This is a genomic window from Kitasatospora sp. NPDC058170 (assembly GCF_042883905.1).
Lineage (GTDB): Bacteria > Actinomycetota > Actinomycetes > Streptomycetales > Streptomycetaceae > Kitasatospora.
Genome location: NZ_JBHVUV010000010.1, coordinates 222,565 through 241,396 on the forward strand (window position 1 = coordinate 222,565; position 18,832 = coordinate 241,396).

Here is an 18,832-nt window from a genome sequence, read left to right on the forward strand (position 1 = left end):
CTACGCCGGCTTGGCCGCCCGGAGCGAGTAGATCAGCGGGACGCGAGGGTGGCCCGGCGGGAAGCGGTAGCCGTTGCCGGGTTGGAGGACCGGGAAGCGGGGGAACAGGGTGAAGTCGTGCTCGTGCAGGAACTCCAGACGGAGACCGGCGGCGGTCAGCGCGCTGACGACCTCGCCGATCCCGTGCTGCCACTCGATCGTCAGGTTCACGGTGGTCGCCGCGCCCAGGTCGGCGTAGGTGCCGGGCTCGTCCCAGACGAAGGGGTCGCGCTGGAAGTAGTCGCTCTCGACGGTCCGGCCGTCCTCGGCCAGCACGTCGGCGAACGGGTGGAACTCCGCCAGGTAGAGGAAGCCGCCCGGCGCGACGAGCGCGGCCGCCGTCCGGGCCCAGCGGTCGATGTCGGGGAGCCAGCACAGGGCGCCCAGGCCGGTGTAGACGATGTCGAAGGTCTGCGCGTCGAGCGCGTCGACGGCGTCGTACACGTCGGAGGTGACGAACCGGGCCGTGGTGGCGCCGATCTGCTCGGCGAGGCCGCCGGCCACCTCCACCGCGGGCGCGGAGAAGTCGAGACCGGTGACCGTGGCCCCGCGCCGGGCCCAGGACAGCGTGTCCAGGCCGATGTGGCACTGGAGGTGGAGCAGGGTCCTGCCGGTGACGTCGCCGACCTCGGTGAGCTCGAAGTCCCGAAGCGGGTCCTTTCCGGCGACGAAGCCGGGGACGTCGTAGAACTCGCCGGCGGCGTGGATCGGGACGCGCTCGTCCCAGTTGGCGCGGTTGGCCGCGCGCCAGTCGGCGGGAACCGGGATCTCCGTCATGTAGGGCACGCTAACCAGCGGCCCGGACGGCGCTCAAGCCCTTTTACGGCAGTCGGGTGGTGCGGCCCTCCGCCCTCTGCTGCCCTCCGCTGCCCTCGGCGCCGTCCTCCGCCCTCACCGCACGGCGATGTCAGACCCGGAGTCCATGATGACCAGGTCCGAGGGGCTCAGCGGTTCAGGGGCTCAGGGGCAAGCCGGACGTGGATCGGACCGGGTGTCGACGGTGGCCGGGCAGGCCGCGGTGCGAGGGGAGAGCGTGATGACGGTGCAGCAGACGGCCCGGACGGGTGAGGCGACGGCCCGCTGGCGGGCGGGCGCGGCGGCCACCGGTCCGGGCGACCGGGCGGCGGTCGAGCGCGCGGTGCGGGCGGCCTACCGCGCCGCCGGGCTGGCCGAGCCGGAGGCGGTCCGGTGGTTCGGCTCGCCGCTGGCGGCGGCCGAGGCCGCGCTGGAACTGCGGGCCGGCGGAGCGGTGAGCGTGCGCGAGGCCGTCCGGACCAAGCCGTGGGAGGCGGCTCGGCGCCGGGCCGTCGAGCAGGTCGGCGCGACGGGCTGGGCGCCGCTCTGGGGGCTCACCGGCGGGGAGCTCGGGCCGGTGACCAACGCGCTGGCCGGCCGGATCCGCGACGCGGTCCTCGACCGGCTGGCCCCCGACGCCGACGTCGAGGAGGACCCGGACGACGTGGTCGAGGCTGCCCGGGCCCGCCGCACGGTCGTCCGGCTCGGGCTGCTCGACGCCGTCCGGGGCCAGCACGACGCGCCCTGGTTCGCGGCCTTCGAAGCGGCCGGCCTCGGCCTGGCCGCCCCCGGGGCGGACCTGGACACGGCCCCCGGCGCCGACCTCGACCCGGCGGGCCTCGCCGCCCTCGCCGAGGTGGCGCGCGGCGCCGGCTGGTGGTGGCCGTACGAGCGGGTGGCCCTGGTCAGCGAGCGGCCCCTCGAACTGCACCGCGACGAGGCCGGCCGACTCGACCGCGCCGACGGTCCGGCCCTCGCCTACGCCGACGGGTTCGCCCTGCACGCGTGGCGCGGCATGCCGGTCCCGGCCGACTTCCTCGGGGGCCTCGGCACCGTCACCGTCGAGCGGATCCGCGAGGAGGAGAACGCCGAGCTGCGCCGCGTCATGCTGGAGCACTACGGCTACGAGCGCTACCTGGCGGACTCCGGTGCCGAGCCGTTGCACCGGGACGAGACCGGTGTCCTGTGGCGGATCCAACTGCCGGACGACGAGGCGGTGGTGATGGTCGAGGTGGTCAACTCGACGGCCGAGCCGGACGGCACCTTCCGCACCTACTGGCTGCGGGTCCCGCCGAGCACCCGCACCGCCCGGGCCGGGGTGGCCTGGACGTTCGGCATACCGGAGGCCGAGTACCACCCCCAGCGCGAGACCTGAGCACCTGAGCGCCGACGAGCCGCACGGCGTGCCCGGAGCCCCGCTCGCGGAACCGGCGCAGGACGGTCCCGCGGCGGGCCGACAGCGCGAAGTGCCGTACGTCGTGGGGCTGGCGCACGACGAACCGCCCGCACCCCGAGGGGTGCGGGCGGTCCCGTTCGTGATGGGGCGGGGATCAGGGGGCCTCACCGTTGAAGGAGCCGACCACGTTGTCGCCACCGACGTTGAAGATGTCGCCGCCGGCGAGCTGGTTGCCGGTGCCGATCACGGTGATGGTGGTGACGTTCACCTCCGTGTTGTCGCCGCTCTCGGCGAAGGCCTGGGTCGGAACGGCGATGGCGCCGGCGGCCGCGAGGAGTACGGCGAAGGTGCGGACGGTGCGGTACATGGAGTAGTCCCTTCGTAGGCTAACTTGCTCTGCACACTAGGGAGTCGAAAGCGCGGTGCGGGGGCAATGTCACTCGAATGGCTTGTGCTGCGTGTCGCCCCGCCCGGTCGGTCGTTCAGCTCCCGTCGCCGTGCCCCCCGCGCACGCCCAGCGCACGCCGGGGGCACGCGGCCGGGGTGGGCCGAGGCCTCGCCTACGCGGGTGAGGGCCGGTACACCGTCAGGGCGTTGTGCATCTTCGCCAGTCGCAGCGCGCCCGCGGCCGGCACGCTCTCGCCGTCCACGGCGATGTGCTCGGCGTCCCCGAGGGAGTCGATGTCGAGGGCGGTCAGCCGGGCCGCGCGGTAGACCCGGGAGCGGCCGAGGGTGCCGGAGAGGAACGCCGCCGCCAGCCTGGTCCGGGCGAACCGGCTGCCGCCGTCCACCACACGGACGTCGAGCAGTCCGTCGGCCAGGCCGGTCCGGTGGGTGGGGGCGAAGCCCGGCGGGTCGTACGCGCCGTTGCCCGCGAACAGCAGCCAGAGGCGGTGGCTGCGGCCGGCCGCCTCGACGGTGACCGGCTCGGCGGTGGCCAGGGCCCGGGCGACGGCCACCGCCAGGGCCGGCCACTTGCCGAGCCGGCCCTCCAACGACTCGCGCAGCCGGACCAGTTCGGGGTAGACGCCGAGGCTGAAGGTGTTCAGGAACACCCGTCGCTCGGTGTCGTCGACGGCCAGGCCCAGGTCCACCCCGCAGGCGGCGCCGGCCTCGACGGCGGCCGCGGTCGCGTCGGGGGATTCGATGCCGAGGTCCAGCGCGAAGTGGTTGAGCGTGCCGCCGGGGAAGACCGCCAGCGGCAGTCCGCGTTCGACCGCCAGCGCGGCGGCGAGGTTGACGCTGCCGTCACCGCCGCAGACGCCGAGCGCGCCCTTGGCCTCGGCCGCGCGGTCGGCCGCGTCGGCGAGCAGTGCGGGCAGGTCGTCGTCGGGGCCGCAGAGCCGGACGTCGGCGCGGGGGAGCAGGGTGCGCAGTCCGGCCGCCGTCTCCTCGGGTCCGGTCGGCAGCAGGGCGCCGCTGCCGGAGCCGCTGTTGACCACCAGGAACAGGCCGGATCCCCGGGCGAGGGCCGGCGCCGGCCGGCGCGGCGGGCCGGCCGGGACGGGCCCCTCGGCCGAGCGGGGCCACCAGCGCAGCGTCAGCGCCGCCAGGGCCGAGCCCAGCGCGAGGCCCGCCAGCACATCGCCCGGGTAGTGCGCGCCCGTGTACACCCGCGACGCGCCCACGGCGGCCGCGACCGGCGCCACGGCGGCGCCCAGCAGCGGCGACTCGATCGCGACACCCGTCGCGAAGGCCGCCGCCGAGGCGGAGTGCCCGGACGGGAACGAGGTCGTGACGGGCTGCCGGAGCAGCAGCCGCGGGACGGGCACCTGGTCCAGCAGCGGACGCGGGCGCCGGGTCAGCTGCTTGGCGGCGATGTTGGCCGTCGCCGAGGCGAGGGCCAGCGACCCGATGCCGCGCAGGGCGGCCCGCCGCCCGGTCCGCCCGCCGACGGCGCCGAGTACGGCGGCCGCGGACAGCCAGAGCACCCCGTGGTCGGCCGCCCGGCTCAGGCCGCGAAGCCAGGGGCGGGCGCCGTGCAGACGCGCCAGCGCCACTCGGTCGAACAGGGCTCGGTCCACTGCGTCGAGTCGCCTCATCCTTGGAGCCTAGGCGCTGTGCGGCCGGGCCGGTCGGATCAGCGCGGCTCCCCGGCCTCCGACCGGGTGGCGGGGCCCGGTCCGGAGCAGGCCGGACCGGGCCCCGGACGGGACCGCACCGCAGCCCGACCGCCCCTGACTGCAGGGTTGAGTACCCGTACTCAGGCGGGTGACGGCCGCCGGGAGGAGGCTGGCCCTGCGACCGATCCCGCCCAGCCTGCCCGAAGGACCATGAACGCCATGCTCAGCCGAACCGCCGCCGCCCTCGTCCCCGCCTTCGGCCGCCTGACGGTCAGTAGCGACCCCGGCGCCGGCCTCGCCCCGGGCAGCATCGTGGTGGCGAACCACACCTCGCTCGCCGACCCCGCGATCGTGCTCGCCGCGCTCCACCGCCTGGACGTCCGGCCGGTGGTGCTGGCGGCGGCCGGGCTGTGGCGCATCCCGCTGCTGGGCGGGGTGCTGCGGCGCGAGGGCCACATCCCGGTCCACCGGGGCACCGGGCGGGCGGCCGAGGCACTGGAGGCCGCCGCGGACGCGCTGGCCCGCGGGCGGCTGGTGCTCGTCTACGGCGAGGGCGGCCTGCCGCGCCGCCGGGACTCCGGCGAGCTGGCGCCCGGCCCGTTCCGTACCGGCCCCGCCCGACTGGCCCGGGCCACCGGTGCCCCCGTCGTCCCGCTCGGCCAGGCGGGTGCCCGCCGGGTGGGTTCCGGCGGCGCCGCGAAGCAGCTGGCCGGTGTGGCCACGGCGCCCCTGCGGCGGCCCGGGCTCCACGTGCACCTGGGGGCGCCGCTGCACCTGCCCGAGGACACCGCCGCCGCCACCGCCGACGCGCACGGCGCCGTGACCAGGGCCTGGGCGGTCGCGGCACGCCGCGCGGCCGGCTGAGGACGGCCCGTCCGGACCCGAGCCCCGTCCGGACCCGAGCCCCGTCCGGACCCGAGCCCCGGACAGACCCGAGCCCCAGACAGGCCCGAGCCCGCCGCGCAGACGCGACGGAGGCACCGCAGGGGTCCGCGGTGCCTCCGGGGTGTGCGGTGGGGTCAGGCGCGGACCAGGGCCCAGGCGCCGAGGCCGCTGCACCCGCCGGCGCTGTAGGTGCTGGCGCGCCAGCCGGCCGGGATGGGCGAGCCCGGGCACGTCCACAGGCCGTTGCGCGCGAGGTTGTGCCGCCAGGCCCCGACGCCGTTGCAGCCGTTGACGATGTAGTCGGTGATGACGTACCCGCTGATGACGGGCGACCCGCCACAGGTCCAGATGCCGTCCTTGGGGAGGCTGTGCCGCCAGGAGCCGATGCCGTTGCAGCCGCTCTGGATGTGGTCGGAGATCACGTACCCGGGGACGATCGGCGAGCCCGAACAGGTCCAGATCCCGTCCTTGACCGGCTCCTGGTACCAGGCGCCGTTGCCGCTGCAGCCGGTCCGGTCGTAGAGGGTGATGACCCATCCGGACTGGACGGGCGCCCCGCCGCAGGCCCACTTGCCGGGGCCGCCCCAGCCCGCCGGCTTGGCCGCCGCACTCGTCGTCCCGGCGGCGGTGCCCGCGAGGACGAAGGCCGCGACGAGCGCGAGGGCGCCCAGGGTGGCGCCTACGCCCCTGCGGACGACGGAAGTTGTCAGGTGATTCCACAAGTGACGGGCCAGCATGGTCAATTCACTCCAGTCCTAGCGGCGGGCACGCGGAAGCGGCCCGTGACGGGGGAAACCGGGATGGAACGGGCTTCACCTTATGCGGGGATCATGTGCCGAAGATGCGTAGATCAGATGAACGGGCAATCTTGGCCTAAAGCTGACATGGGCACGGGAACGTGCCCCGCGGCCGGTCCCGGCCGCCGCCGATCAGGCGTGTGTAGGGTCGCTGGTCATGACTGATGACTGGCGGAAGGACCGGATCGGCAGCGCCCTTCGGGGCGAGAATCCGACGGTGCTCCGGAGGCTGGAGGCCGGGTTCGCAGTGGTCGGGGACGTTCAGTTCCTGCCCGGATACTCGGTTCTGCTGGCGGATGATCCTGCTGTCCAGCGGCTGTCGGAGCTTCCCCGGAGTAAGCGGCTGGCGTTCCTGGCCGGCATGGACAGGCTCGGGGAGGCGGTCGAACGCGCCTGCCGCCGGTTGGACCCCGCTTTCCGGCGGGTCAACCTCGAGATTCTCGGGAACACCGACCCGTTCCTGCATGCACATGTGTGGCCGCGGTTCGCATGGGAGCCGACCGAACTCGTGAGCAAGCCCGTGTGGCTGTATCCGCGTGAGCGGTGGAGCGACGCACGGTATGCACTCGGCCGGCAGCACGACGCCGTGCGGGAGGCGATCGGCGAGGAGCTGGACCGGCTCGCAGACGGACGATCCGCAGCACGGTGATTTCGTGATCGACGAGCCACCTCGGCTGCACAGGAGGTCCTCACGGCTCCGGCTGACCGGCGGTGACGGCCTCCCCGGAAATCCGGTTGGCCTGCGGGGTGGGCGCGGCGAGGATGGGGGTATGCCTGGTACACGAACGTTCGAAGAGCTGATCGCCGAGGCCGAGGCGGTGTCCGTCGACGGCTGGGACTTCTCCTGGCTGGACGGCCGGGCCACCGAGCAGCGGCCGTCCTGGGGCTATCAGCGGTTGCTCGGCGTGCGGTTGGCGTCGGCGTCGGCGGCGCTGGACATCCAGACCGGTGGCGGCGAGGTGCTGGCCGGGGCGGGGAGCCTGCCGCCCGTGATGGTCGCCACCGAGTCCTGGCCGCCGAACGTCGCCAAGGCGACCGGGCTGCTGCACCCGCTGGGCGCCGTCGTGGTCGCCGATCCGGACGAGCCGCCGCTGCCCTTCGCGGACGAGGCCTTCGACCTGGTGACCAGCCGCCACCCGGCGACGGTGTGGTGGGCGGAGATCGCCAGGGTCCTGCGGCCGGGCGGCAGCTACTTCGCGCAGCACGTCGGGCCGGCCTCGGTGTTCGAGCTGGTGGAGTACTTCCTCGGCCCGCAGCCCGAGGCCCGCCGGGCCCGCCACCCCGAGACGGAGAGCGCCGACGCCCGGGCGGCCGGGCTGGAGGTGGTGGACCTGCGCTCCGAGCGGCTGCGGATGGAGTTCCGCGACATCGGCGCGGTGGTGTACTTCCTGCGGAAGGTGATCTGGATGGTGCCGGGCTTCACCGTCGGGGCGTACCTCGACCGGCTGCGCGAGCTGGACGCGCTGATCCGCGCCGAGGGCCCGTTCGTGGCCCACTCGGCGCGCTTCCTGATCGAGGCGCGCAAGTAGATCGACTGATCCGGTGTCTGCACTGGACAACGCGAACGCCCGGAGCCGCTCCTCCCGCTCACGTGGGGTCACCCGGCGCGCGGCCGACGAATAATCCGTGCGCCGCCTGCCCGGGCAGGAGCAAGATCCTCCCATGGCGGACATACAAGCGTTCCGGGATGCGGTCACCAGCTGGGCGGCGGGCGGCTCCGGCGAGTTGGCGAGTGAGCTGGCCGTGCGACTGCGCGTGCGGACCGCGGTGCTGTTGGAAGGGCCGAGCGATCTCGCGGCCGTGGAGACGCTGGCCGCGCGTCACGGCCGGGACCTTCCCGCCGAAGGCGTGTGCGTCCTGCCCATGAACGGGGCGATGAACGTCGGCCGCTACGCCGGCCTCCTCGGACCGCCGGGGTTGGGCCTGCGCCTCGCCGGACTGTGCGACGAAGGCGAACAGGGCTTCTACGACCGTGCTCTCGAACGGGCCGGCGCGCCGCGCCAAGGCTTCTTCGTGTGTGTGACGGACCTGGAGGACGAACTCATCCGCGCGCTGGGCGTGGCACGGGTGGAGGAGATCGTCCGGGCCGAGGGCGACCTCCCGGCCTGGCAGACCTTCGGACGCCAGCCCGCGCACCGGGGCGAACCCCCGCGGCAACAGATGCGGCGCTTCCTCGGTACGAAGAAGGGCCGCAAGATCCGCTACGGCCACCTCCTGGTCGAGGGCCTCGAATCCGATCGGGTACCCGCTCCCCTCCACGATCTGCTCGCGAACCTGTGACCGGCGGGGGCCGCTCTTGCTGTGGGGCAGAGCGGCCCCTGGCGCGTCAGCCTGTGATGAAGAGGCCGGTGAAGTCGACGATCACGTGGGTGTAGCCGTTGTTGCTGTTGTGGATCTTGATGCGTCCGCCATCGGTCGCGGTGGTGACGGAGTTGGCGACGGTCTGGCCGGCGGCGAAGTTGAGGCTGGACGTGTTCGGCTGGGCCGCTGCGGCGGGGTACACCGTGAGGTGGCCGTCGGCGGTGGGTGCGGTGGCGGTCACGTTGAGGGCCGCGCCCGTGAAGTGTGCGTCGATGATGGTCAGGGTGCGGGTCTCGCCGGGTTCGACGGGCGTCGAGCCCCGGGTGTCGACCGCCCGGGTGGGGGTGCCGAGCGCGCTGAACAGTGCGGTGCCGGAGGGGCCGTAGTAGCCGACGAGGTCGACGATGACGTCCACCGTGCCGACGTGGTTGTAGATGTCGATCTTTCCGTCGGCGCCGACCGGGACCACGACCTGGTTCGGGACGGTCCGCCCGGTGGTGAAGTTGACGTTCGAGCCGACGTATGGACGCTCCTTGCCGGTCGGGTAGGCCGTCAGGTAGCTGTCGTTGGTCCCCGCGGTGGCGGTGACGTTGAGGATCACCGCGCGGGCGTCGGCCGTGCCGAGCTCCGGGGCGGCGACCTGGACCGAGCGGACGCCGCCCCAGCCGATCCGGCCGCCGTCGGTGCGGCTGTCGACCAGCCGGGAGGGCGCCAGGGGCGCGTACTTGTCCGTGGAGCCGGGCCGGTAGTAGCCGACCACGTCGAGGACGACGTCGGTGGTGCCAGCGTGGTTGTAGACCGTGATCTCCGGTGTGGTGCCCGGTCTGACCGCGATGGTGACCAGGTTGGAGACCGTCTGGCCGGCCGTGAAGTTGAGGCTGGAGGTGGACGGCACGTTGCCGAGGTCGAGGGCCGCGAGCGAGAGGTAGCCGTCGGTGGTCGGGTTGGTCGCGGTCACGTTGACCACCACCGCCGTCGTGTCGGCGGGCACGACCGGGTAGGTGGTGGGGGGCATGTGGGAGCTGAACGCCAGGAGCGGGGCCGTGTAGTGCTCGTCGGGGTTGAGCGGCCTCTGCTGGCCGTTGGGGACGTACCGCGCGTCGCGGGTGTCCAGCACCCGGGTGGGGCTCATTCCGACGAATCCGGCCGGGACGGTGAGGTTGGGGACCGGGTCGGCGACGGCGGCCGGGGCGGCGATGATCGAGGGCCCGGTGAGGGCCAGGGCCGTGAGCACGGCGACGGCGGCGGGTCTTGCGCGCATGCGGATCCTTCCACGACGGCCTCCTCCGGTCTCGGCCCGGAGGTCTGCACCCAGGTAGACCGATGGGCGCGGAAAAGGTTGTAGAGATCATCGAAGATCCGCCCGACCGCTTGCGGCGGCCCGCTCCCCGGCGAGGAAACGTGCAGGATCTCGGCGGTGCCGCCGCCTACCGACTGAAGCCCGACGCCCGAGCAGCTGGGTCGCCGGCCCTGGACGGAGAGTTGGACGCGCTGATTCGCTCGCAGGGGTCGTTTGTCGCGCACTCCGCCCGCTTTCTGATCGGGGCGCGCAAACCCGGCCGGCCCGGACGGCGGGGGCGGACCGCTCAGACCGGCGCCCACAGCCACCCGAACCGACGCCCCAGCGACCGCCTCGCCCCCGTGCTTCGCACACCCCTCACCTCTCGCCGGAACAGCCCGAACAGCCGCAACAGCCGGATCTCACCGGAACAGCCGAACGTTGACCGGCGCCATCAAAGCCAGCGGCCGGACGGCGGGTCAAACAACCGGTCCATCGGCGAGCCACAACCAGTGGTTGTGGCACTGGTTCCGAGCGGGCGCCGACTCCCGGCCGCGCGCCGGCTGTTCAACTCCTGCGGCTAAGGTCCCCGGGCTGGACGAGGACCGAGTGGCGCGGGAGATGAGCGGAACATGGCGGTTGAGGTGGGCGGACCGGGACCGGCCCGGGTGGGGCTGGGGACCATCGCGCGGGAGTGGGGCCGGATCGGCTGCACCGGCTTCGGCGGTCCGCCCACCCACATCGCGCTGCTGCGCCGGCTGTGCGTGGAGCGGCGGCGGTGGATCGCGGCGGCCGACTTCGAGGACGCGATCACCGCGACGAACCTGCTCCCCGGCCCGGCGTCCACCCAGCTCGCGATCCTCACCGCCTGGCGGCTGCGCGGGGTGCCGGGCGCGCTGGTCGGCGGGGTGTGCTTCATCGTTCCGGGCCTGGTGCTGATCCTGGCCCTGGCCGCGCTGTTCCTCTCCGGGCGGCCGCCGCTCTGGGTGCGCGGCGCGGCGGCCGTGGCGGGCTCGGCCGTGGCGGCCGTCGCCCTGCACGCGGCCTGGTCGCTCGTCCCGGCGAGCCGGCAGCGGGCCGGCCGGGAGCGCCCGGCCCGCGCGCGCTGGCTCTGCTACGCGCTCGCGGGCGGGGCGGCCGCCGCGCTGACCGGCCCGTGGCTCGTCCTGGTCCTGCTGGCGGCCGGCCTCACGGAGGTCGCCGTGCGCACGGGTGGGCGGCGTAGCCCGCAGCGCCGGGCCACGGCGGGCTGGCCCGCGCTGGCCGTCGCCCCGGCGCTCGGCGGCGTGCCGGCGCTGGCGTGGGTGGCGCTCAAGGTCGGCGCCCTGTCCTACGGCGGCGGGTTCGTCATCATCCCGCTGATGCAGGCCGACGCGGTCGGCCGCCACCACTGGATGGACGACGGTCAGTTCCTCAACGCGGTCGCCCTCGGCCAGATCACCCCCGGGCCGGTGGTGCAGACCGTCGCCGTGGTCGGCTACGCCGCGGCCGGGGTGGGGGGCGGACTGTTCGCGGCGGCGGTGGCCTTCGCCCCGTCCTTCCTGTTCGTGCTCCTCGGCGGGCGGCGCTTCGACGGGTTGCGTGCCAGCGATCGGGTGCAGGCCTTCTTCACCGGTGCCGGTCCGGCGGTCATCGGAGCGATCGCGGGGTCGGCGATCCCGCTCGCCCTGGCCCTGCGGCAGGGGTGGCAGTACGCCGTCCTGGCCGGCGCCGCGCTCTGGCTGCTGGCCGCCCGCCGGGGTGTGGTCAGTGCCCTGCTGGGAGCGGGTGCGCTCGGCATCGCGGCGGCGCTGGCCGGCCGGTCCGTCGGCTGACGCGGGTCGTGACGGGTCGTGGCAGGTCTACCGAACGCCGAGACGGCGCCAGGCCAGCAGGTCAGCAGGTCAGCAGGTCAGCAGGTCAGCCGGGCAGGTCGCTGGGGCGGATGCGGTAGACCTGCAGGCTGAGCCCGTAGTACTTGGTGGTCTCGCCGACCCACTGCATCCCGAGTCGCTTCGCCATCGAGATGGCGCGGACGTTGTTCGGCCGCGCGACCGCGAAGAGCTCCTCGGCGTCCTGCCTGAAGGCCCAGGCGATCAGGGCGCGGCCGGCCTCGGCGGCGTAGCCCTTCCCCCACGCACCGGGGGCGAGCTGCCAGCTCATCTCCAGATCGTCCTCGTAGGGCGGCAGCAGCCGGATGCCGAGGCCGCCGACGACCGCGTCGTCCTCCTTGCGCTGGACGGCCCACCGCCCCCGGGGCACCGGCAGGTTCGGCTGCGCCTCCTGCCAGGCCTGGAGGACGGAGCGCATCGCTGCCACGTCGCCGACGCGGTCCATCGCCGGGGTGAGCCAGCGCGCGACCTCCGGCGAGCCGTAGATCTCCAGCGCCTGCTCGGCGTCGTCGGTGGACCAGTCCCGGATGATGAGCCGATCGGTGGTCAACGAGATGTCCATGGGCCGGCACCCTCCTCGGTGGTCCTCGTGGCCATCATGCCTCCGCCCGACGGCGTCTGCGCGAGGAGATCGCGCGGGGGAGGGCCTGGTACCGCGGGAGGCCACGGCCCCACGGCTCCACGGCTCCACTGCGTCGCCGCCCCGCCGTGCCATGGCCTCATCACGCCACCACGTCGCCGCGTCACCAGGTCACCAGGTCACCAGGTCACCGCGTGACGGCCTCACTGCTGCGGGCGTGCCCGGGCGGCCGTGCGGCCGGGGCGGCGGAGGTACCGGCGGCGGTGGCCTCGACGGCGGTGGGGGAGAAGCGGAGCAGGAGCAGCGCGGCGTCGTCGTCGAGCGGGCTGCCCGTGTGCGCGTCCAGCGCCCGGCGCAGGTCGGTGAGCGCGTGCGGCAGGTTCGGGTGGTCGAGGAGAGCGCCCTGTTCCTGGAGGGGGAAGAACTCGCCGGCGGCGTTGCGGGCCTCCGCGATGCCGTCGGTGTAGAAGAGGATCCGGTCGCCGTGCGCCAGCCGGACCGTGCAGCTGCCCGGGCCGTCGGCATCGCGGAAGGGCAGGCCCAGGGGCAGGCCGGGCAGGTCCGGTTCGGCGAGGCGGGTGGTCCCGTCGGCGCCCCGGACCAGCGGGGGCGGGTGCCCGAAGTTCAGCACGGTGACCACGCCGGAGTAGCGGCACTCGGCCAGGACCGCGGTGACGAACTCGTCGCCGTTCGCGCGGTCCGCCAGGCCCTGTTCGATGTGGGCGGCGATCGCGTGCAGGCCGCTCCCGCCGGGCGCGGCCTCGCGGAACCCCCGGAGGACCGTGACGGCGCCGGCGACCGCCTGCAGGCCCTTGCCCTGGACGTCGCCGACGATCACGCGCACGCCGCCCGGGACCGGGATCGCCTCGTAGAGGTCGCCGCCGATCCGGGCGCCGGCCGCCGCCGAGGTGCAGGAGACGGCCAGGTCGAGTGTGCCGCTGCGCTCGGGCACCGGGCCGAGGATGAAGCGCTGGGCCACGTCGGCCACCGCCCGGGCGTCCGCCAGGTCGCGCTCGGCGCGGTGCCGGTGGTGCTCGGCGCGGCACCGGTGCTCCTCGGCGCGGCGGCGTGCCGCCGAGGCGTAGGTGCCGGCCGCGGTGACGGCGGCCACGGCGCCGTAGGCCACGACGGCACGCCAGCTGGTCAGGATGCCGTCGGTGGCCGCCGCCGCGAGGCAGGCGGTGAGTGAGGCGACCCCGGCGACCAGGACCCCGCGGGGCGCGGTGACGGCGGCGGCGAGGGCCGGCGGCGCGGCCAGGAGGGCCAGCAGGATCGCGGAGCCCGCCAGGATGTCGACGGCGGTCACCGCGACGATCAGGGCGTAGGGCAGCAGCGCGGCGACGAAGGGGCTGCCGTACGGAGGCCTGATGTCCACGGGGTACTCCCTCGGAGGTGAGTGCTCTGTGAGCCGAGCCCCACCCGCCCAGGCGAGGCGGACCTCCATCCCCCGCCCGGTCTCCTCTCCTGGTACGTAAAGGCTATGCAAAGAAATGGAAAAGGGGAAGGGGGAATGTCTGGATATGAACCGCTTCGAGGCGGCGCCGGGCTCAGCCCCTCGCCCGGCGGCGGGCGATGAAGAAACCGAGGACCATCCCCGCCAGCAGCGTCACGGTGAGGACCGCCCACAGCGGCAGGGTGACGGTGGCGATCCACAGCGTGATGGAGACCGATCCGGTGTTGGCCGCGATGAACCAGACGGCGAGCACGGCAAGAACGGCCACCCCGATCGTACGCAGCCGCACATCCCGCCCCTTGACCGTGAGGGTCGGCGGGCGATGCGGCGGAGGAGTGTTCTGCGCCATTCCCCCAGTATGGAACGCCGCCCGGATTCGGGCCTGCTCGCAGCCGGGGCGCGGGTGCGACCGCGTACTCGTGCCGGAGCGCCGCGGGGCGGGCTGCGGTAGCGTCGCAAGCACGCCCTGACCGTGCAGTCCGTGACCGTGAAGTCCGTAGCCGTGCAGTCCGTGACCGTGCCGCCCTTTCGCCGTGTCGCAAGCCCCGTACGGTGCCGCCCGATCCGGGGCGGCTGTCCAGCGCGACGGCGGCCGAAGCCCCGGGCGCCCCCGGCGGAAGGACCCCGGACATGCGAACCGAACCGACGCCCCCGCCCGCCCGGGCCGGCGAACCGGTGCCGGCGGGCTGACGATGAGCGCCCGCGTCGCGCTGCGCCGCCGCCGGCGCGTACGGGCCGGTGCCACCCAACTGTTCGGCCTCCTGGCCGGAGTGGGACTTGGTGTGGCACTGCCGCGGATCGAGGGCGGGCCGACGGTGCCGGCCGCGCCCGTCGTCGAACTGGTGCTGGCCCTGGGCCTCGGGCTGCTCGGCGCGATCGTCCTGATCTTCTCGCTGCTCTTCCTGGTCGTGCAGTGGGCCGCGACCACCTTCACCCCGCGCCTCACCCTGTTCCGTGACGCCCCGATCGTCTGGCGGACCTTCGCCGTCACCATCGGCCTGGTCGTCTTCTCCCTCACCGCGGCCCTGGCCACCGGCGGTCGCAGGGAGGTGTCGGCAGCCGTCCCCGGGTGCGAACTCGTCCTCCTGCTCGTGCTGGCCGTCATGCTGCGCGCCCTTCAGCTGCGGGCCTTCGCCGCCATCCAACTGCCCCTGGTACTCGGCTCGATCAGCCGGCGCGGGCGCGCCATCCTCGATGCGCTCTACCCGCGCCCGGACACTCCCGTCGAGGTGAAGGAGACGGCTCCCGCCGCCGGGCTGCCCGCGCACCGCTCCACGGTCGCCTGGCCGGACCCGCCGGCCGTGCTGCAGCAGGTCGACACCGGCCGGCTGCGCGCCGCCGCCCGCGCCGCCGACGCGGTCGTCGTCGTGCGGCACTCCCCGGGGACCACCCTGCGGCGCGGCGCCGCCGTCGCCGACGTGCACGGCGGGGCGCTGCCGGACGGCGCCGTCCTCGACTGCCTGGTGGTGGGGCGGGAGCGCACCTTCGAGCAGGACCCCACGCTCGCCTTCCGCCTCCTGGCCGACATCGCCCTGCGGGCGCTCTCCCCGGCCGTGAACGACCCCGCCACGGCGGTCCAGGCCATGGACGACCTGGAGGACCTGCTCGGCCAACCCGCTGCCGTGCCGCCCGAACCCCTGTCCGTCGGCGATGCCGACGGCACGGTGCGCGTGGTCGTCCGCCTGCCCGACTGGGAGGACGTCCTGCGGTCCACCGTCGACGACCTGGTCGTGGCCGCGCTGCCCTCCCCGATGGCGCTCGCCCGCGTCCGGTCCATGCTCCACCACCTCCTGGAGCTGGCCCATGCCGACCACCGCGAGCAGGTCGCCCGCCGGCTCGCCCTGGTCGAGGACGGGCAGTCCGCACTCCTCCCCCGGGTGTGGCAGGAGCCGCGGCGCGAGCCCTGAACACCGCCACCGGGACGCCGGGGGCGACGGGGTTTCCGGCCACCGGGCAGTGAATGGCCGACGGCACGCCCTTGCCGGGAGCAGATCGCGGCCTGTTCCATGGCCGCATGGGCCTACCCGAGCTAGTTCTGATGACTGATCACAGCTCGACCGAAGGCAGCCGGGAGACGCTGGCCACCGCCGTGCAGATGCTCACCGGCAGGGCGCCCGTCCTGTTCGACGCGCGCCACTTCATGACCGGCGGCTCCGGCCGGATCGGCGGAGCCGACGGCCTCCTCCACCTCGAAGTGCCCTCCGCCGGAAGGGCCGTGACCGCGGAGACGGTGCTGGTCTACGAGATCCCGCCGCACCGCCGCCGGGACTTCACGGACTGCCAGCGACGGCTGCGCAAGCACGGTGCCCGCTCCTTCGGCACCGACGCGGACGCCTGGCGGGCGGCCACCGAGAAGGACCTCACGGTCGAACGGTTCACCCGGGACGGCATCCCGCACATGCCCACCATCACGCTCTCCCGGCCGACCCCGGAGGCCGCCGCGGCCGCCTTCGACCGCCTCGGCCGCGACGTCTGGGCGCGCCCCACCGTCGGCATGGGCGGCAACGACGTCTTCCACGTCACCAACCGCGCCCAACTGTCCGCCGCCGCACGCCACTACGGTGCCTCGGGCGCCGACTGGCTGATCGCCCGCGACGCCGCCAACTACAACGCCGAGGGCCGGCGCCACCAGTACCGGGTGGTGGTCCTCGCCGGGCGCGTGGTCCGCGCGGTGGAACACGTCCAGCCGGACCCGGACGCCCCCTGCAACGAGAGCCAGGGCGCCGTGTCGACCCTGCTGGCGGACGGCGAACTGCCCGCCGGGCTCGCCGAACTCGCCGTCCGCGCGACCGAGTCCCTCGGGCTCCCGTTCGCCGGTGTCGACCTGGCTGCGGAGAGCGGCGGGGTGGTCTTCGAGGTCAACGTCCACCCGGTGTTCGGCACCGTCGGCGGCCTGGAGACCGTCGCCATCCCCTACACCGCCGCCCACCTCGCCCTGCGCTGACCCGTCCTGCGCCGACCGGCCCCTGTGGGGCTGCGGCGCGGGCGCGGTGCGCCGCCTCCCAGGCGCCCAGGGACTCCTCCAGGGACTCCTCGGCCTCCGCGGCGAGCCGGCGAGCTTCTGCCGGGCGGCGAGGAGCGCGGTCGGGCGGTCGGGCGGTCGGGCGGGTGGCCGGCGGGCGGCTGCCGGGTGGCCGGTGGGCGCTGCGGCCCGGGCGTGGTCGGAGGTGCCGTCGCGCGGGTACTAGACTCGGTGAGGTTGTGAAGGCACCTCGTTCGGTGAGGCGTCGCCATGGACACAGGCCACTGACCCCACGACGTCGAGAGACGCCCAGGGTCAGGACAGGTCTCCCCGGCCTAAGGGGTGACCCCAAGTGGCTGCACCTTCCGGTGCTACGCCGTGGCGTGCCAAAGCTCTGACGAGATCAGGGGTGCCCACCCGCCTGACGGGCGCATGTGTGCGTGCGCCCCTGGCCGTGCGGTGTGGACTCTCCTGGTGGCCCGGTAACGGCGACCCGTACGGGCGCCCCGGCGGCGAGGAGGTGAGAGCGGTGGAGAGCAGTAGTCCGGGTCGAAGTCGGCCCTGCCCCAGGATGTCCCCCTTTTCTTCCGGCACCCGGCACCCCTCCTCCCGTACCGCTCCCGCCACCCGCGCCCCCGCACCCCGCCGCTGACCGCGTCGGGCCGTGCCGGTGCGGACCGGGCGCCGTGCGCGGTGGAGGACGGCCGGCCGCCTGCCGCCCCTGCCACCCGCGCCCCGGGAGTACGTCCCCGAGGGCCCGGCGCGGGCGGCGGACCCAGACCCGTGGAGGTACCGCCATGTCCGACTGGCGAGTCCGCGCCGTGCGCGCGAGCAAGCGTCCGTTCTCCCGTTCCCTCACCGCCGTCCGCGTCGAGGACGCGCAGCCCGCGCCCGAGCACTCGATGGACCCGAGGCCCGACCAGCCCGCCGAGCCCGTCACCCTGGAGCGTTCCGTCGTGGACGCGGCCGTCTACCGGGACGGGCACCGCGTCGAGGCCCCCGCCAGCGCAGGCCTGGCCGACATCTACCGGCAACTGCCCGGCAAGCCGGGCACGATGGCCTGGATCGGGCTGTTCCGGCCCGCCGAGGCGCAGCTGCTGGAGGCGGCGGAGCGCTTCGGACTGCACGAGCTGGCGGTCGAGGACGCCATCGTCGCCCACCAGCGGCCCAAGCTGGAGCGCTACGGCGACACGCTCTTCGTGGTGCTGCGCGCCGCCCGCTACCTGGACGACGTGGAGGAGGTTGACTTCGGCGAGATCCACCTGTTCGTCGGCCCGGACTTCGTCCTGACCGTCCGGCACTCGCAGGCCCCGGACCTCTCCGCCGTGCGCCGACGCCTGGAGGCGGACCCGGAGCTGCTCGCGCTCGGGCCCGAGGCGGTGCTGTACGCGGTGCTGGACGCCGTCGTCGACGGGTACGCGCCGGTGATCGCCGGGCTCCAGCACGACATCGACGAGATCGAGACCGAGGTGTTCGGCGGCGACCCGCAGGTGTCCCGGCGCATCTACGAACTCTCGCGCGAGGTCATCGAGTTCCAGCGGGCCACCCGGCCGCTGCTGGAGATCATGAAGAGCCTGGAGGCGGGCTTCGGGAAGTACGGCACCGACGACGAGCTCCAGCGCTACCTGCGCGACGTGGCCGACCACGCGACCTACGCGGCCGAGCGGGTGGACGGCTTCCGCCAGATGCTGCAGAACATCCTCACCGTGAACGCCACCCTGGTCTCGCAGCGGCAGAACGAGGAGATGAAGCAGCTCGCCGAGGCCGGGCACATGCAGAACGACGAGATCAAGAAGATCTCCTCCTGGGCGGCGATCCTGTTCGCGCCGACCCTGATCGGGACCGTCTACGGGATGAACTTCGAGTCCATGCCGGAGCTGAAGTGGGCCTTCGGGTACCCGTTCGCGATCGGGCTGATGGGTCTGGTCTGTACAGGCCTGTACCTGGTGTTCAAGCGCCGCAACTGGCTCTGACTCCTGCCGGGCCCTGGGGGGCCGCCGGCCGCCGGCCGCTGGCCGCCGGCCGCCGCCAAGAGGGCGTCAAGCCCGGCGGGGGCGGCGTCAGGAAGGCGTCAGGAACGGCCTGGCACCCGCCGTGGGGACATAGCGTCGGTCACGAGGAGAAACGGTCCGCTCCGGCTTCGTGGGGGAGTACGGGCGGGCCGCCATCGGGGGAGCGGGGCGCGCGGTCACGACGACGGCTGCTTCGGGCACGACGGCTGGTCCGGGGAAGACACGCCCACCGGAAACGGTGGACCCCGGACCGGCCCGGCCCGGGCCCGGACCGCGCGCCCCCGCCGCGTTCCACCGGACAGGACCTAGTGCCGCGTCAGGCAACCTTCGCCCCGTCGCGACGCCCGGCACGCACTTTCGCCGCACCGGCCGAAAGCCCAAGTACGTCCAGTACGAGGA

17 protein-coding genes and 1 riboswitch are annotated in these 18,832 nt (G+C 74.4%); of the genes, 9 read left to right on the forward strand and 8 right to left on the reverse strand.

Features of this window, described 5'->3' with window-relative positions; translation table 11 throughout:
- Window positions 1-816 carry a class I SAM-dependent methyltransferase gene (locus ACFVVX_RS14005; RefSeq protein ID WP_387945007.1) on the reverse strand — a complete coding sequence of 272 codons (816 nt, stop codon included), beginning with the start codon at window positions 814-816 and terminating at the stop codon, window positions 1-3.
- Window positions 817-1,075: 259 nt separating this feature from the next.
- On the opposite strand from ACFVVX_RS14005, the gene ACFVVX_RS14010 reads away from it, so the two are divergent.
- Complete coding sequence (locus tag ACFVVX_RS14010; RefSeq protein WP_387945009.1) at window positions 1,076-2,209, forward strand: DUF6745 domain-containing protein; 1,134 nt, start codon at window positions 1,076-1,078, stop codon at window positions 2,207-2,209.
- 175 nt (window positions 2,210-2,384) lie between these two features.
- Here the strand turns inward: ACFVVX_RS14010 and ACFVVX_RS14015 are convergent, their stop codons facing one another.
- Complete coding sequence (locus ACFVVX_RS14015) at window positions 2,385-2,597, reverse strand: hypothetical protein (protein ID WP_387945011.1); 213 nt, start codon at window positions 2,595-2,597, stop codon at window positions 2,385-2,387.
- A 193-nt stretch (window positions 2,598-2,790) separates the two neighbouring features.
- Window positions 2,791-4,272 carry a bifunctional phosphatase PAP2/diacylglycerol kinase family protein gene (locus ACFVVX_RS14020; RefSeq protein WP_387945013.1) on the reverse strand — a complete coding sequence of 494 codons (1,482 nt, stop codon included), beginning with the start codon at window positions 4,270-4,272 and terminating at the stop codon, window positions 2,791-2,793.
- 240 nt (window positions 4,273-4,512) lie between these two features.
- Between ACFVVX_RS14020 and ACFVVX_RS14025 the strand changes: the two genes are divergently transcribed.
- Complete coding sequence (locus ACFVVX_RS14025; protein WP_387945015.1) at window positions 4,513-5,157, forward strand: lysophospholipid acyltransferase family protein; 645 nt, start codon at window positions 4,513-4,515, stop codon at window positions 5,155-5,157.
- 155 nt (window positions 5,158-5,312) lie between these two features.
- On the opposite strand, the gene ACFVVX_RS14030 is transcribed toward ACFVVX_RS14025, so the two are convergent.
- A complete protein-coding gene (locus ACFVVX_RS14030; protein WP_387945017.1) occupies window positions 5,313-5,915 on the reverse strand; it encodes a hypothetical protein in 603 nt (200 codons plus the stop codon).
- A 217-nt stretch (window positions 5,916-6,132) separates the two neighbouring features.
- On the opposite strand from ACFVVX_RS14030, the gene ACFVVX_RS14035 reads away from it, so the two are divergent.
- From ACFVVX_RS14035 to ACFVVX_RS14045, 3 genes are all read left to right on the forward strand, one after another.
- Window positions 6,133-6,624: an HIT family protein gene (locus ACFVVX_RS14035; RefSeq protein ID WP_387945019.1), complete on the forward strand. Its 492-nt coding sequence runs from the start codon at window positions 6,133-6,135 to the stop codon at window positions 6,622-6,624.
- Window positions 6,625-6,745: 121 nt separating this feature from the next.
- Window positions 6,746-7,504 carry a class I SAM-dependent methyltransferase gene (locus ACFVVX_RS14040; protein WP_387945021.1) on the forward strand — a complete coding sequence of 253 codons (759 nt, stop codon included), beginning with the start codon at window positions 6,746-6,748 and terminating at the stop codon, window positions 7,502-7,504.
- A 133-nt stretch (window positions 7,505-7,637) separates the two neighbouring features.
- Window positions 7,638-8,255 (forward strand): TOPRIM nucleotidyl transferase/hydrolase domain-containing protein, encoded by a 618-nt coding sequence (locus ACFVVX_RS14045; protein ID WP_387945023.1) that lies wholly within the window; start codon window positions 7,638-7,640, stop codon window positions 8,253-8,255.
- Window positions 8,256-8,301: 46 nt separating this feature from the next.
- On the opposite strand, the gene ACFVVX_RS14050 is transcribed toward ACFVVX_RS14045, so the two are convergent.
- Window positions 8,302-9,537, reverse strand: coding sequence for a hypothetical protein (locus tag ACFVVX_RS14050; RefSeq protein WP_387945025.1), 1,236 nt, complete (start codon window positions 9,535-9,537; stop codon window positions 8,302-8,304).
- A gap of 650 nt (window positions 9,538-10,187) precedes the next feature.
- Between ACFVVX_RS14050 and chrA the strand changes: the two genes are divergently transcribed.
- Window positions 10,188-11,369, forward strand: coding sequence for a chromate efflux transporter (gene chrA / locus ACFVVX_RS14055; protein WP_387945027.1), 1,182 nt, complete (start codon window positions 10,188-10,190; stop codon window positions 11,367-11,369).
- 85 nt (window positions 11,370-11,454) lie between these two features.
- Here the strand turns inward: chrA and ACFVVX_RS14060 are convergent, their stop codons facing one another.
- From ACFVVX_RS14060 to ACFVVX_RS14070, 3 genes are all read right to left on the reverse strand, one after another.
- A complete protein-coding gene (locus ACFVVX_RS14060; RefSeq protein WP_387945029.1) occupies window positions 11,455-11,988 on the reverse strand; it encodes a GNAT family N-acetyltransferase in 534 nt (177 codons plus the stop codon).
- Window positions 11,989-12,193: 205 nt separating this feature from the next.
- On the reverse strand, window positions 12,194-13,381 hold the full coding sequence (locus tag ACFVVX_RS14065; RefSeq protein WP_387945031.1) for a PP2C family protein-serine/threonine phosphatase: 1,188 nt from the start codon (window positions 13,379-13,381) through the stop codon (window positions 12,194-12,196).
- A 172-nt stretch (window positions 13,382-13,553) separates the two neighbouring features.
- Window positions 13,554-13,748, reverse strand: coding sequence for a LapA family protein (locus tag ACFVVX_RS14070; protein WP_387945033.1), 195 nt, complete (start codon window positions 13,746-13,748; stop codon window positions 13,554-13,556).
- 403 nt (window positions 13,749-14,151) lie between these two features.
- Between ACFVVX_RS14070 and ACFVVX_RS14075 the strand changes: the two genes are divergently transcribed.
- The 3 genes from ACFVVX_RS14075 to ACFVVX_RS14085 all read left to right on the forward strand — a co-directional run bounded on the left by ACFVVX_RS14075 (window position 14,152) and on the right by ACFVVX_RS14085 (window position 18,394).
- A complete protein-coding gene (locus tag ACFVVX_RS14075) occupies window positions 14,152-15,366 on the forward strand; it encodes a DUF2254 family protein (RefSeq protein ID WP_387945035.1) in 1,215 nt (404 codons plus the stop codon).
- A 131-nt stretch (window positions 15,367-15,497) separates the two neighbouring features.
- Window positions 15,498-16,403, forward strand: a complete 906-nt coding sequence (locus tag ACFVVX_RS14080; protein WP_387945037.1) for a RimK family alpha-L-glutamate ligase — start codon at window positions 15,498-15,500, stop codon at window positions 16,401-16,403.
- 260 nt (window positions 16,404-16,663) lie between these two features.
- Window positions 16,664-16,837: riboswitch (M-box (ykoK) riboswitch) on the forward strand.
- A gap of 381 nt (window positions 16,838-17,218) precedes the next feature.
- Window positions 17,219-18,394 carry a magnesium and cobalt transport protein CorA gene (locus ACFVVX_RS14085; protein ID WP_387945038.1) on the forward strand — a complete coding sequence of 392 codons (1,176 nt, stop codon included), beginning with the start codon at window positions 17,219-17,221 and terminating at the stop codon, window positions 18,392-18,394.
- The last annotated feature ends 438 nt before the right edge of the window (window positions 18,395-18,832 follow it).